The organism is Bacillus sp. RCC_6_1 (genome assembly GCF_041360755.1).
In the GTDB taxonomy this organism is placed as follows: domain Bacteria; phylum Bacillota; class Bacilli; order Bacillales; family Bacillaceae_G; genus Bacillus_A; species Bacillus_A cereus.
In genome coordinates this window covers 1-13,658 of record NZ_JBFUPV010000020.1, presented here as the reverse complement: position 1 = coordinate 13,658, position 13,658 = coordinate 1, and the positions used below count along the sequence as shown (strand labels likewise).

Below are 13,658 nucleotides of genomic sequence, written 5' to 3'. Positions count from 1 at the left end.
ATTTTCATTATCATTGTCAACTGGGAAAATAAAAAGTTTACAAAAAAAGAACCTCTTTAAAAGAGGTTATGCCATTTTCTCACCTGATTCTTCTCTAAAAAAGCTTTTCATCGCATGAAATACGTCTGCTTTTTGCTTTAAAATATAGTATCTAAAGTTTTCATCTTTAATATTTTTATAGGCTGACATGAGTGTACTATGGCGGTTGTACTGATTCACTTCCCCATACCCAAACATATTACACTTCTTCATTAGCTCTTCAACAAGTTTTACACATCTAGCATTATCTGATGTTAAATTATCACCATCTGAAAAATGGAATGGATAAATATTATAGCGGTCTGGTGAATATTTATTATCGATAAGTTCGAGTGCTTTTTTGTATACAGAAGAACAAATCGTTCCGCCACTTTCTCCTTTTGAGAAAAACTCTTCCTCTGGAACTACTTTTGCCTCCGTATGATGGGCAATAAATTCAATATCTACTGTTTCATACTTTGTGCGTAAAAATCTTGTCATCCAGAAAAAGAAGCTACGTGCCATATATTTCTCCCATATTCCCATCGATCCACTCGTATCCATCATCGCTAATACAACAGCTTTTGAATCTGGCTTTAATACTTCATTCCAAGTGCGGAACTTTAAGTCTTCTTGGTGAATTGGATGAAAAGATGCTTTACCACTCATTGCATTTCGTTTATATGCGGATATCATTGTTCTTTTCTTATCGATATTTCCCCATAATCCTGTTTTTCTAATGTCATTAAATTCAACATGTTCAATCCGGTTTTCATCCATTTCTTTTCTCTTTAAATTAGGCAGTTCTAACTCTCTGAAAAACGCTTGCTCTAATTCTAAAATAGAGACTTCAGCTTCATAGTAATCTTCCCCAGCTGCATCTCCTGCTCCTTGCCCTTTTCCTGGCCCTTTTTGTTTTTGACCACCTGATCCATCTCTCGCAACGACATCACCAACTTTGCTGTCACCGTTTCCTTGCCCAACATGTTTATTTTTATCATAATTGTATCTAATCTTATATTCATCTAGAGAACGAATTGGTATTTTTACAACATCCTTGCCATTAGACATAACTATACTTTCTTCTGTTACAAGATCGGGTAAATTATTCTTAATTGCCTCTTGTACTTTTTCTTGATGGCGCTGTTGGTCGTCATATCCTTTGCGATGGAGGGACCAGTTTTCCTGTGAAATCGTATAATTTGGTTGATTTTCTTCGCCCATTCCTTTCCCTCCTTACTGTAATTGTCTTCCTGTATGAACAGCAATCTATAAATTTTGTTCTGTAATGTGCAAGCTAGAATGTTTGAAAGGTAACTGCCCACAGAAAATCATCCCATAAACATTTATAACGTTTTTCATACAATACCCCGAGCATCCTAAACAAAATTTTGCCACTCACATAATAGAAAGAAATATTCAGCCACTGATAAGAAAGAAACACAATGCATTGTTGCACATATTTTTACTTTGCAACATATTGTATTGTGTTGGCTTTTTTCGTATGAATGGTTGGTTACTCTATCATATGCATATTGTAAAAATAATTGACAATAAATTCATAAAATTGCATCTTAATTTATTACATTTGGACAAGGTATGACACTTTATACACATATGAACGGATAATAAAACGCTGTCCCGCAAAATACAAGAGACAGCGTTTTGTTATCAAACTATCTGTTTAACAAGCTACCTACATAGCGTAGTAATTCATTTGCTGAAGAAGAATTATAGCCATGCTCATCAATTAAACGCGCAACAACATCATTGATTTTCTTAAGCTGATTTTCGTCCGGCGTTTTCGTTGACGTTGTAATTTTCACTATATCTTTTAAATCAGCAAATAGTTTTTTCTGAATCGCTTCACGAAGACGTTCATGTGAATTATAATCAAAGCGTTTTCCTTTACGGGCATAAGCAGAAATGCGAATTAAAATCTCTTCACGGAACGCTTTCTTAGCATTTTCTGAAATTCCAATTTGCTCTTCAATTGAGCGCATTAATTTTTCATCTGGACTCATTTCTTCTCCTGTTAACGGATCACGTAATTTCGATTTATTGCAGTACGCCTCGACGTTATCTAAGTAATTATCCATAAGCGTCTTAGCTGATTCTTCATATGAATAAACAAACGCTTTTTGTACTTCTTTCTTCGCGATTTCATCGTATTCTTTTCTCGCTAATGAGATGAAGTTCATGTAACGTTCACGGTCTTCATTACTAATGGATGGATGCTGATCTAGCCCATCTTTTAAAGATCTAAGTACATCTAACGCGTTAATAGATGGTACCTCTTTTCGAATGATTGTAGACGAAATTCGGTTAATGACATAACGAGGATCAATACCCTTCATACCTTCATCTTGATATTCGCGTTGTAATTCTTCTACATCAATCGCATTATAACCTTCTACCGTTTCTCCATCATACAAACGCATCTTTTTAATTAAATCAATATCCGGACGCTTCGGATCTTTTAAACGAGTTAAAATGGTGAACATTGCTGCAACGCGAAGTGTGTGTGGTGCAATGTGAACATTCGATACATCACTTTCACGAATCATTTTTTCATAAATATGTTCTTCTTCACTTACTCGTAAATTATAAGGAACTGGCATTACAATAATTCTTGAGTGCAATGCTTCATTTTTCTTATTTGCTATAAATGAGCGATACTCTGTTTCATTTGTATGCGCTACAATTAATTCATCTGCTGAAATAAGCGCAAATCTTCCCGCTTTGAAATTCCCTTCTTGCGTAAGTGATAATAAGTGCCATAAAAACTTCTCATCGCATTTTAACATCTCTTGGAACTCCATCATTCCTCGGTTTGCCTTATTTAATTCTCCATCAAATCGATACGCACGCGGATCTGATTCTGAACCATATTCTGCAATCGTAGAAAAGTCCAGACTACCTGTTAAATCTGCAATATCCTGTGATTTTGGATCAGACGGGCTAAATGTACCAATCCCTGTACGACGATCTTCAGAGAAGAAAATACGCTCTACAACTACATCCTCAATTCTTGATCCGTATTCTTGCTCTAAACGCATGACATTTAGTGGTGATAAATTCCCTTCAATTCTAACCCCATACTCATCAAAGAAATCATCTCGTAAATGATGTGGAATTAAATGCAGTGGATCCTCGTGCATTGGGCATCCTTTAATCGCAAAAATTGCTCCGCGATCTGTTCTTGAATATGTTTCTAATCCTCGTTTCAACATTGTAACTAACGTTGATTTCCCTCCACTAACAGGACCCATTAATAATAAAATTCTTTTTCTAACATCTAATCGTTTTGCAGATGGATGAAAATATTCCTCTACAAGACGTTCTAGAGCATCCTCTAATCCAAAGAGCTGATTACTAAAGAAGTTATACTTTCTTCTACCATCAACTTCTTCAATTCCAGCATCTTTTATCATATTGTAAATGCGAGAGTGTGCTGTTTGAGCCACCCATGGTCTTTCTTTCACAAGCTCCAAATACTCCGCAAACGTACCTTCCCATTGTAAACGTTCTTCTGCTGCTCGATGCTGTTCAATCTTTTTTAGAATATCCATTATAGCTCCTCCCCCATCTCCTTGTTCAATCGGATTATTATAAAAGGTATGCTAGGATGTCCTTAAACATTCTTTAAATCAAAACGAAATATATAATAGCACACTAAAATTCCCTCCAAAATTCAAAGAAAATTCTGTATAATATAGGTATTAACGTTTTTACACTGCTATTCATTATAAATAAATTCTTTTCTTCTAAGAACCTTACATACATTTTAGGTAATAAATAAAACTCATGAACCGAAAAAAGTAAGGAGGATATTAGTATGAAATTATTATTAATTTTAGGTGTATCACTCACATTTCTTACAGCTATTTTTACATCCGGTTACAATGACAAACCAGGTACACATAAAAAATGATGTGCTTTTAGCACATCATTTTTTATTTATAATACATATTTTCCATATCATATTTGGATAGTGGTCGGCTATAATAATAACCTTGTACAAGCTTCACATTCTTTTCTTTCAAAAACTGTATTTGCTCCTTTTTTTCTACTCCTTCTGCAATCACATTCAATTCTAAAGTATGAGCTAAATGAATAATTGCAGCTGTAATATTCGTATCACGTTCATCTATATGTATACCTTCCATAAAAGAACGATCAATTTTTAAAGTATCAATTGGATATGTTTTTAAATAACTTAAAGATGAATAGCCTGTTCCAAAATCATCTAAATGAATCTTTAAATTTTGCTCTTTTAATTGTAGTAACACTCTCTTCGATATATCTTTATGTATAAGAGCTCCTTCTGTAACCTCTATCGCTAATAAATGAGTTGGTACATTGTACTTATTTAAAGCCCGTGTAATCATCTCTATTAATGTAATAGAACGAAAGTGTCTAGCTGAAATATTAACTGCAATTGGGACCACATCATACCCTTTATTTAACCATTCGCGCAATTGCTGACACACTTGATTTACTACCCATTCATCCAGCTTAATAATAAATCCTGTTCTTTCTGCCAACGGGATAAATTGGTTTGGAGAAACAAATCCTAATTCCTTATTCTCCCACCTTATTAAAGCTTCCATACTAGCTATTTTTTTCGTTTCAATATTAATTTGTGGCTGATAATATAAGAAAAATTCATTTTTTTCTATAGCACGATGTAACTGGTTTTCTATTATAAACCTTTGTTCACGCTCACAGTCTAATCCACTACAATAAAAATGATAATGTCCTTTTCCTTTTTCTTTTGCTTTTTCTAAAGCAGCATCGACTCTCTGAAATAGTATTTTTTCATCTTCTCCATCTGTTGGAGCCATTACAATTCCAATTGACGCGCTTAAATATACATCTTCTTCTTCGATTACAAAATATTCACTAATGTTTTTTAATATGCTTTTTGCAACTTCCTCTACATATTCTTTCGTTATATTTTCTATCAACATAACAAATTGATCATCGTGTTCTCTAAATAAGTGCATATCTTCTATTTTTAGATTACTTAAACATTCTGTAACTTTTTGTAATACTTTATCTCCCTCTTTATGACCAAATGTATCATTAATACGATGAAACTCATCTAAATCTATAAATACAAGTGCAAAATTTACACTCTCATTTAAAAAAGTATTTAACTTATTTGCACATGAAATTCTATTCATTAATCCCGTTAACTGGTCATAGTAAGCTAAATATTCTGTTCGCATTTCGTTTAATACTTGCCTTGTAACATCTCTCGTAACAATATAAATCCCAACAATTTCACCGTTCACAATAATCGGGATAGTTCTCAAAGAAATATATAGCTCGTACCCTTCTTTATGAACATATTTCTTTGAAACAATTTGTTTTGCTTTTCCTTGCATCGATCCCTTAAATATAATTTGAAAATCTTTTTCATATTCTTTATTAATGAATTCAAAAATAAATTTATTATTTAATTCCTCATACCGGTATCCAAATATTTCATACGTTGCCGGATTTGCATATGTAACTCTCCCTATAGAATCTATAGATATAATTGAGTCATTATTATATTCCAGTAACGACTTAAATAACATTTGTTTTTCCTCTATCTCTGTCTTCTCCTCAATTTGAGCTGTAATATCTCTTGTAATACAAATAACAAATTGACATATTCCTTCTTCGTCGCAGACAGGATTAAGTGAAGATTCATAGTGTATCTCACCTTTTGGTAAATTGACTACATCACAAAAGGTGTGTGCTTTCGCTTCTCTCACTACTTTTGCATATTGCCTTTGCAATATCCCCGCTATATCTTTTGGTAATACTTCTGCAAAGGTTTTTCCATAGCACTCTTCGCTTAACCTAGCATAATCCATTCCTATTTTATTCACATACATATATTGAAACGTTTCATTATCAATAACTTTCAATATGAATACTAAATCTTGAATAGCATGTAATAATCCTTGTCTAATTAAATCCATATCTATCATACTTAAAAAGGTATTTTGATTACTATATTCTTCCTTCATATTTATCTCAACCCGTCTTATCTATTTTTAATCATATATCCCATTCTATATGATTATGTCCTCTCTTTTAAATGTATGATTATATATTATTTTTATTTTATAAAAAAAAGTCGCCATATGGCGACTTTTAATAAACGATTTCTAAATCTAATCCAGGGTAATTTTGTTGACGGAACGCTTCATAAATTAAAATTGCTGCTGTATTAGATAAATTTAATGAACGTACTTTATCTGTCATTGGAATACGTAAACAATGATCAAAGTTTTCTTCGATTACATTAGCTGGTAAGCCGTTTGTTTCTCTTCCAAATACAAAATAGTAATCCTTCTCGCGCTTGCTATAGTCAAACGCTGTATGAGCTTTCTCGCCATACTTTGTTAAATAGAAGAATTCACCGTCTTTATTTTTTTCATAAAATTCTTCAATTGAATCATAGTACGTAATTTTTACGTGCTGCCAATAATCTAATCCTGCACGCTTTAACATTTTATCATCCGTTGAAAATCCAAGCGGTCTAATCAAATGTAATTCTGTTCCAGTTGCTGCACAAGTACGAGCAATATTCCCTGTATTTGCTGGAATTTCTGGCTGATATAAAACAACATGTACTCCCACGCGATATTCACCTCTGTTTTTTGTCTACTACGTATTATACCACTTGAGCGAAAAATCTCTACCCATTAATAATATGAAAGAATTTATATTTCATTTGTGGTGTATATTTACTAGAGTCTTCATAGTTCCAATAACGTCGACGGCTATTCGCTGAATGTGCATTTACAAGCGGCATACCATCTGCATCTTTTGCTACTACAATCGTCGTATGATTCCATCTTCCGTCATCCTCGAAATCATAAGCAATGACATCTCCAAGAATAAGTTCTTCTGGCCTCTCTACCGCCTCTGCTCGAAGTCCTGTTGTAGCACCTGACAAATACCAATAAAAAGAATGTGCAACAGCCCAGCTCCAGCTCCACTGATTCTCCCTTTGCCACCATCCTTTACGAATATTAGGATATCCGCTCATAGGTACTTCTCCAGTATGAAGACATTGAGAAATGAAATTCGTACAATTATCAGGGAAATTACGATACATAGGATTTCGGTCATCCCACCAACGCTCTGCATATTTCACTGCCTCTAAACGATTATACTGATAAGAACCGTACTTCTCTTTCGTAATTTCCCTTTCTAATGTCTCACCCATTCTAATTTCTTCTGACACTTCAATAGCATAATCGCCTATAATCCGACTATTATTTAAACAAACTCTTCGTTTTAATTGTTCCTCTTCAATATAAAATAATTCTTTATGCTTAATTAAATATTTAAAATGTATTTGATAATCAATTTCTTGATGGTCATTACTATTTAATTGTCTAATGAAAGAAACATCCGCAGTTGCTTTCACTATATGTGCACTACGTCTTTGAAACAATTGTTTCTTTCTCAGTGCCATTTGTAGTAAATCCTCAGCAATACCATCCACATTCGTTCTTTTCTCCGTTATATATGCTAAAAATTGTTGTACTTGGTTTTCAATCTTCGTTTTTACAACCATTCTGTCTCCCTCCCATATTACAATATGAAAAAGGGAAATATTATCTACTCTTTTTTCTGTGCTAACAATTCAAGCCCGCGATTCATTTCATGAAGCACTTCTTCATCTTTCTCACGTTCCATCGCTTTCTCAATCGCTTCGCCTACTCCATCTCCGCCAATTTTCCCAAGTGCCCATGCTGCCGTTCCGCGTAGTACTGGTCTTGGGTCATCTTTCATAACACCAATTAAATCAGGAATTGCCGATGTTTCTTTAAAATGTGCTAATGCTAAAATCGCATTTCTTTGCAGTGGCTTTTTCCCTCTCCATGACCCTGACATAATCCCATATTTCTCTTTAAAATCACGATTACTAATTGTTAAAAGTGGTGTTAATAATGGTTTAACTAGCTCAGGATCCGGCTCCATCTCAGGATGATTATGAAAATCCATTCCTTTGTTTTTCGGGCAAACAGTCTGACACGTATCACATCCATATATACGATTTCCTATTTTATCGCGATATTCTTCAGGTAGGAATCCTTTCGTCTGTGTTAAAAACGCAATGCACTTCTTCGAATCTAACTGTCCCCCCTGTATTAAAGCACCGGTAGGACAAATATCGATACATTTCGTACAGCCCCCGCATTGATCTTCTATCGGCTTATCTGGCGGGAATGGAACATTTGTAATCATTTCCCCTAAGTATACGTACGAACCAAATTCAGGTGTAATAATAGAGCAGTTTTTACCGCTCCATCCAATGCCTGCACGCTCTGATACAGCTCGATCACTTAATTCACCTGTATCAACCATGGACTTCACTTCTATATCCGGAAGTTTTTCAATTAAATATGCTTCTAATTTTTGCAAACGATCTCGTAAAACAAGATGATAATCTTGTCCCCAAGAAGCACGACAAAAAATCCCACGGCGTTCTCCACGCTTACTTAATGGTGCATTTTTTAATTTTGAAGGATATGCTAAAGCAATCGCAATAATTGATTTAGCACCCGGTAATAACAGTTGCGGATTCGTTCTCTTCTCTATATCAGGCTCTTCAAATCCAGATTGATAATTTAATTGTTGTTGCTGGATTAAGCGCTGCTTTAATTCCTCAAAAGGAGAAGCACTCGCAAAGCCTATTTTATCTATGCCAATTGTTTTACTATACGCAATTACATCTTGCTTTAATTGTTCAAAATCCACTCTTAATCGCCTCCTCAGATGAATCCATCCCTTATGTAACGACTCTATTGGTTAGTAATTCACTTTTGGAATACTATTATTTACTTCTATTTTCGCATGTAATTAGGTTTTTCAAACATTAAAAAACGCAATGCCTCGTTTATCTCGGAAACGAAACACTGCGTTGATCACAATTTATAGAAAAACATTTAATAAAATTTGGAGCGGGTGAAGAGAATCGAACTCTCGACCAGAGCTTGGAAGGCTCTTGTTTTACCACTAAACTACACCCGCAAATATGAATTACATATAAGATATTAGAATAACTTATGTAAAGTAGTATAGCATGTAAAAAAAGTAGAGGCAAGAATTTTATCGAAAAAAGTCGAAAAAGTGATGAGAGACCTCATCACTTTTTCAATTCTTTATCAATTGCCTTCTTCATACTATCGAAATCAGGGTTTGCAAGATTTCCGTTTACATATACAGAAGGAGCACCTTGAACTTTTAATTTTTGAGCACGATCTGAATCTTTACGTACTTTTTCTTTAATGTCTTTACTGTGTAAATCTTTCTTAAATTGCTCTACATCAACTTTTGGAAGTTTCTCTTTCACAATGCTAAGAAGCAAATCTTCTGTAATCCATTCTTCCGTATCTTTCTTTTGATTTTGATAAATCTCATCATAGAAGATCCAGAATGAATCTTTATCTTGTTTATAAATTGCTTCACCAGCTGCTGCACCTAAATCCGAGTCTTTTCCGATAAATGGGAAGTTAATAAAATATAACTGCACTTTGCCTTTATCAATATACTCTTCTTTTAATCGAGGTAATACTGTTACATCCCAAGTACGACAAGCAGGACATTTAAAGTCTCCAAATTCAACTACCTTAACTGGAGCATCATCTTTCCCTAAAGATTGTTGCGTAGAATAAGCAAACATCTCATTCCCTTTATCTTTTTTGTCATTTATGATGCTATACGCAATTGTTCCAATTACAATCAATACTGCGATAGAAAAAACTATACCAAGAGCCATGAGTTTATTTGATTTCATATACATTCCTCTTTAAATTCATATTCTGTATACAGCATTGTACACAATACACATAATATCAACACTTATATACGTCACGCAATGAACACGCTCACATAAATTACAAAAACACAATAATTGTGACGATATTGTGTCACAATTTGTCACAATTTATTCAAAAAAAGAAGCTCCTCTGTAGGAACTTCTCTTAACTTACTGCTTTTTTACGCGCGCTATTTAACATCGACTGCTCTATTTTTATATCATGACGAATTACTAATTTCTCACTAACTGCTTGAACATACTCATCATGGCTTATATAGCCTTCTTTCTCCATTAGTCTCAAAACGACATTTCGTCTCTCTACTGCTTTATCATAGTTTTGGGCAGGTGAGTAATAAGCAGGTGCTTTTACTACAGCAGCCATCATTGCACTTTCAGCCAACGTTAATTGGTTCACCTTTTTACCGAAGTAAAGGTTTGCTGCTTTTTCAATTCCCCACGCTCCTTCTCCATAATAAATATTACTTACATATAATTTTAAAATTTCATCCTTCGTAAATGTGCGTTCAATTTTTTTCGTATAAAAAATCTCTTTCCACTTACGAGAAAATGTACGTTCATTTGTTAAAAAAGCATTTTTAGATAGCTGTTGTGTAATCGTGCTTCCTCCTTGCACGACACCACCAGCCTTTATATTCTCAACTGAGGCTCTAATAATTGCTATATAATCTAAACCGTTATGATGATAAAATCTTTTATCTTCTGTCGCAATAAATGCATGTGTTAATGATTCTGGCACCTCTAACTTAGCCGGTACATGTAATTTACTAATATCACTTTTCTCAATCATTACATTTCCAATGAATAATAACGTACAACTTAACAATAATAATAATATAATGGCTTTATAAAAAAGTTTAGTCATTGGATTTAATGCAACTTTTTGATGATAGTTCACCCTAGATAATACTCGTTCTTTCATCTTGAACACCTCTTTTCCACACAGCATATAACTCTTACTTTAAGAATACATTGTTGTAAAAAAATATCCCATCGATTTCTCTTACACGTACCTTACATCATTGTAAGGTATAAAGTGAAACTTTAATGAGCCCTCATCAATCAGGCTTACTGCCCAGCAAATAGTGGGATAAAAAAGTATTGTATCACAGTATTTTTTTATCTACTATTCATCTGAAATATTGAATATAGGTTATGTTAAAGCACGAATAACCAATAAAAGAGAAACCCTTAAGACTATTATATTTTCACTTTACACTTTAATTATATCATCTACAAATATATATACTTTTGACTATCTAGTAATCTAAATGTATATAACATATAGATTTATTATACAGAACAAACGTTCTGCAAATCAATACTAGTGCTATTATTATTTTGACCTTTTTCTTAAACAGTATACAAAAAAGAGTAGTGATTCGAATGTATCTCAAATCGGCTACTCTTTTCTTTACAATCTTCCTATTAAATTATACGGCTGTACTTCCCACGTTTCATACGGAATAAAATGTGTTGCTCTCATTGCATCAAGCGTTCTGGATTTCATATGAGGACGCGTTATATACTCATCTATGTTCTCTTCATTTAAATCAACAAATTTAGCCTCTTGTATCTCTTCAGGTTGAGTTTTTATTTCACCACTTATATATGCTACTTTAAAAACAACAGCTAGAATATGCATAGAGGTATTATAATAAACCCCTGTAATTCCGATAGGCTTCACCGTTAACCCTGTTTCCTCTTTTATTTCCCTACAGACAGCTTGATCGAGCGCTTCGCCTTCTTCTACCTGTCCTCCTGGCAACTCCCACGTATCAGCTCGCCAGTGCACTTTTGTTAATAACACTTCATTTTTTTCATTTGTTAAATAACCTGCTACAGCAACTATATGCTTTGGTGTCTTATGTTCCATATTAAGCCTCCTAGAGATAATGAATATTTTATATATCCCTATAATCATATTCACTACCTACAACAAAATACCTTTAATACTTCATCACTTTAATTAACTTCATAAAAAAAGACCCTATCCGCTAAGCGAAAAGGGTCATCTATCGTATTACTCTCCTAAGTCTACGTTGTGATAAACTTGTTGAACATCTTCCAAATCTTCTAATGCATCAACCATTTTCTCAAATTGTGCTTGAGCATCTTCAGGAAGTGTTACATCACTTTGTGCAAGCATTGTTAATTCTGCAACTGTAAACTCCTCAACGCCAGCACCTTTAAGTGCAGATTGTACTGCATGGAATTGATCTGGTTCAGCATACACGATAACAGAATCTTCTTCTTCTAGAATGTCACGTGCGTCTACATCTGCTTCCATTAAAATTTCAAGAACTTCATCTGATGTTTTACCTTCAAGGCCGATAACAGCTGTCGCATCAAACATGTAAGCTACAGAACCGTTCACACCCATATTACCACTGTTTTTGCTAAATGCAGCTCGTACATCTGCTGCAGTACGGTTTACGTTATTTGTAAGTGTATCTACAATAACCATAGCTCCATTTGGTCCGAATCCTTCATAACGAAGCTCGTCATAATTTTCTTCTGAACCGCCTTTTGCTTTTTCAACTGCACGATCAATAATTGTTCTTGGAACATTGTATGTTTTCGCACGCTCTAATACAACTCTTAGCGCTTGGTTTGATTCTGGATCTGGCTCGCCTTGTTTTGCTGCCACATAAATTTCACGCCCAAATTTCGCGTATATACGGCTTGTATTTGCATCTTTTGATGCTTTTTTGTCTTTAATATTGTTCCATTTACGGCCCATACTTTCCACTCTCTTTCCCGTTTTAAATCTACATAAAAATATTAATATGAAATATAATGTGTGTTCAACACATTTTTAAAAGAAATATAAAAAGTTCATTTTTGATTCATATTATAGACATAATATAAATCACTATCATTTTGTTCTTTCGACAAGTTATATTATACATGAATTCCTACGTTTATTACGAATTTTAGAAGCACATAGTATAATTTAACAAAAAGACTCTAACATTTCTGTTAGAGTCTTTTTATATTGCTGACACCTATTTCCATAATATTCCCATAATTACTTTCTATTGTTGTATAATAAAAATAGGGAAAAATTTGAAGAAAAGAGAGCGGGAGAATTATGACACATTCAAATGAGAAAAAAGCACATAGTCTTAAAGGGATAGAAGAAAAGTTAAACCCAACTATCTATCAAGTGAGATTCATGAAATTAGATGAACCAATTCAATTTGAGTCGTTCCCTGAATTAAAAGATTTAGGGGACTGGTTAAGTACTTCAACGCATATGTGGGCATGCCACTCAACTATGTATAAGTACAACAGAGAAGGGTTTGAAAAGAAGTTTTTAGAGGTTACAAACTTAACCGTTGGTAATGTACTAATATCTACTGGTGGTATCGGATTTAACTTCATGTCACCGGGGTGGAGAAATTCTCTCTAGAGTACTCGAAAGAAATATTGTATATACAATATTTTTTCTGCTTATTTTGTCATGTAATGAAAAGAAAACAAAAAAGCTCTATACTAATTGTATAGAGCTTTTTTACGCCGTTCATGATACCGATGGTCGGGGTCGAACCGACACTCCCGAAGGAACACGATTTTGAGTCGTGCGCGTCTGCCAATTCCGCCACATCGGCACAAAAGAAAAGGCGGCAACCGGATTTGAACCGGTGATAAAGGTTTTGCAGACCTCTGCCTTACCACTTGGCTATGCCGCCATATTAAATTTTATTGGAGCGGAAGACGGGATTCGAACCCGCGACCCCAACCTTGGCAAGGTTGTATTCTACCACTGAACTACTTCCGC

Annotated in this window: 11 protein-coding genes and 4 tRNA genes; 1 reads left to right on the top strand and 14 read right to left on the bottom strand. The window is 34.2% G+C overall.

The annotated features are described in order from the left end of the window. Nucleotides 1-66: 66 nt before the first annotated feature. The 11 genes from yhbH to AB6801_RS28815 all read right to left on the bottom strand — a co-directional run bounded on the left by yhbH (nucleotide 67) and on the right by AB6801_RS28815 (nucleotide 12,617). Complete coding sequence (gene yhbH / locus AB6801_RS28865; protein ID WP_000503518.1) at nucleotides 67-1,242, bottom strand: sporulation protein YhbH; 1,176 nt, start codon at nucleotides 1,240-1,242, stop codon at nucleotides 67-69. A gap of 452 nt (nucleotides 1,243-1,694) precedes the next feature. After that, the gene (locus tag AB6801_RS28860) at nucleotides 1,695-3,590 is read right to left on the bottom strand and encodes a PrkA family serine protein kinase (RefSeq protein WP_000353273.1); all 1,896 of its coding nucleotides are present in this window, start codon (nucleotides 3,588-3,590) and stop codon (nucleotides 1,695-1,697) included. A 384-nt stretch (nucleotides 3,591-3,974) separates the two neighbouring features. Then, the gene (locus tag AB6801_RS28855; protein ID WP_097814122.1) at nucleotides 3,975-6,044 is read right to left on the bottom strand and encodes a sensor domain-containing protein; all 2,070 of its coding nucleotides are present in this window, start codon (nucleotides 6,042-6,044) and stop codon (nucleotides 3,975-3,977) included. A 127-nt stretch (nucleotides 6,045-6,171) separates the two neighbouring features. After that, the gene (gene trmL / locus AB6801_RS28850; protein WP_000538147.1) at nucleotides 6,172-6,660 is read right to left on the bottom strand and encodes a tRNA (uridine(34)/cytosine(34)/5-carboxymethylaminomethyluridine(34)-2'-O)-methyltransferase TrmL; all 489 of its coding nucleotides are present in this window, start codon (nucleotides 6,658-6,660) and stop codon (nucleotides 6,172-6,174) included. A 58-nt stretch (nucleotides 6,661-6,718) separates the two neighbouring features. Next, nucleotides 6,719-7,606: an amidase domain-containing protein gene (locus AB6801_RS28845; RefSeq protein ID WP_000260592.1), complete on the bottom strand. Its 888-nt coding sequence runs from the start codon at nucleotides 7,604-7,606 to the stop codon at nucleotides 6,719-6,721. A 44-nt stretch (nucleotides 7,607-7,650) separates the two neighbouring features. Further along, on the bottom strand, nucleotides 7,651-8,793 hold the full coding sequence (gene queG, locus AB6801_RS28840; protein WP_000345216.1) for a tRNA epoxyqueuosine(34) reductase QueG: 1,143 nt from the start codon (nucleotides 8,791-8,793) through the stop codon (nucleotides 7,651-7,653). A gap of 199 nt (nucleotides 8,794-8,992) precedes the next feature. Further along, nucleotides 8,993-9,066 (bottom strand) — tRNA-Gly (locus AB6801_RS28835). Between the two features lie 115 nt (nucleotides 9,067-9,181). Then, complete coding sequence (locus AB6801_RS28830; protein ID WP_000841306.1) at nucleotides 9,182-9,832, bottom strand: DsbA family protein; 651 nt, start codon at nucleotides 9,830-9,832, stop codon at nucleotides 9,182-9,184. Nucleotides 9,833-10,019: 187 nt separating this feature from the next. Next, nucleotides 10,020-10,796: a transglycosylase domain-containing protein gene (locus AB6801_RS28825; RefSeq protein WP_000664715.1), complete on the bottom strand. Its 777-nt coding sequence runs from the start codon at nucleotides 10,794-10,796 to the stop codon at nucleotides 10,020-10,022. 492 nt (nucleotides 10,797-11,288) lie between these two features. Next, nucleotides 11,289-11,750, bottom strand: a complete 462-nt coding sequence (locus tag AB6801_RS28820) for an NUDIX hydrolase (RefSeq protein ID WP_000400456.1) — start codon at nucleotides 11,748-11,750, stop codon at nucleotides 11,289-11,291. A gap of 147 nt (nucleotides 11,751-11,897) precedes the next feature. Continuing rightward, nucleotides 11,898-12,617 (bottom strand): YebC/PmpR family DNA-binding transcriptional regulator, encoded by a 720-nt coding sequence (locus tag AB6801_RS28815; protein WP_000532952.1) that lies wholly within the window; start codon nucleotides 12,615-12,617, stop codon nucleotides 11,898-11,900. Nucleotides 12,618-12,968: 351 nt separating this feature from the next. Here AB6801_RS28815 and AB6801_RS28810 point away from each other — a divergent pair, with 351 nt between their 5' ends. Continuing rightward, on the top strand, nucleotides 12,969-13,289 hold the full coding sequence (locus AB6801_RS28810) for a DUF3884 family protein (protein ID WP_097999686.1): 321 nt from the start codon (nucleotides 12,969-12,971) through the stop codon (nucleotides 13,287-13,289). A gap of 117 nt (nucleotides 13,290-13,406) precedes the next feature. Here AB6801_RS28810 and AB6801_RS28805 read toward each other — a convergent pair. From AB6801_RS28805 to AB6801_RS28795, 3 genes are all read right to left on the bottom strand, one after another. Next, nucleotides 13,407-13,488: transfer RNA gene (locus tag AB6801_RS28805), tRNA-Leu, on the bottom strand. Nucleotides 13,489-13,498: 10 nt separating this feature from the next. After that, nucleotides 13,499-13,569, bottom strand: a tRNA-Cys gene (locus AB6801_RS28800). Between the two features lie 14 nt (nucleotides 13,570-13,583). Next, nucleotides 13,584-13,658, bottom strand: a tRNA-Gly gene (locus AB6801_RS28795).

What these genes read in the sequence shown, in the direction of transcription:
- yhbH (WP_000503518.1), bottom strand. Translation starts at nt 1,242, where the DNA reads ATGGGCGAAGAAAATCAACCAAATTATACGATTTCACAGGAAAACTGG.
- AB6801_RS28830 (WP_000841306.1), bottom strand. Translation starts at nt 9,832, where the DNA reads ATGAAATCAAATAAACTCATGGCTCTTGGTATAGTTTTTTCTATCGCA.
- AB6801_RS28860 (WP_000353273.1), bottom strand. Translation starts at nt 3,590, where the DNA reads ATGGATATTCTAAAAAAGATTGAACAGCATCGAGCAGCAGAAGAACGT.
- AB6801_RS28815 (WP_000532952.1), bottom strand. Translation starts at nt 12,617, where the DNA reads ATGGGCCGTAAATGGAACAATATTAAAGACAAAAAAGCATCAAAAGAT.
- AB6801_RS28810 (WP_097999686.1), top strand. Translation starts at nt 12,969, where the DNA reads ATGACACATTCAAATGAGAAAAAAGCACATAGTCTTAAAGGGATAGAA.
- AB6801_RS28825 (WP_000664715.1), bottom strand. Translation starts at nt 10,796, where the DNA reads ATGAAAGAACGAGTATTATCTAGGGTGAACTATCATCAAAAAGTTGCA.
- AB6801_RS28820 (WP_000400456.1), bottom strand. Translation starts at nt 11,750, where the DNA reads ATGGAACATAAGACACCAAAGCATATAGTTGCTGTAGCAGGTTATTTA.
- AB6801_RS28855 (WP_097814122.1), bottom strand. Translation starts at nt 6,044, where the DNA reads ATGAAGGAAGAATATAGTAATCAAAATACCTTTTTAAGTATGATAGAT.
- AB6801_RS28845 (WP_000260592.1), bottom strand. Translation starts at nt 7,606, where the DNA reads ATGGTTGTAAAAACGAAGATTGAAAACCAAGTACAACAATTTTTAGCA.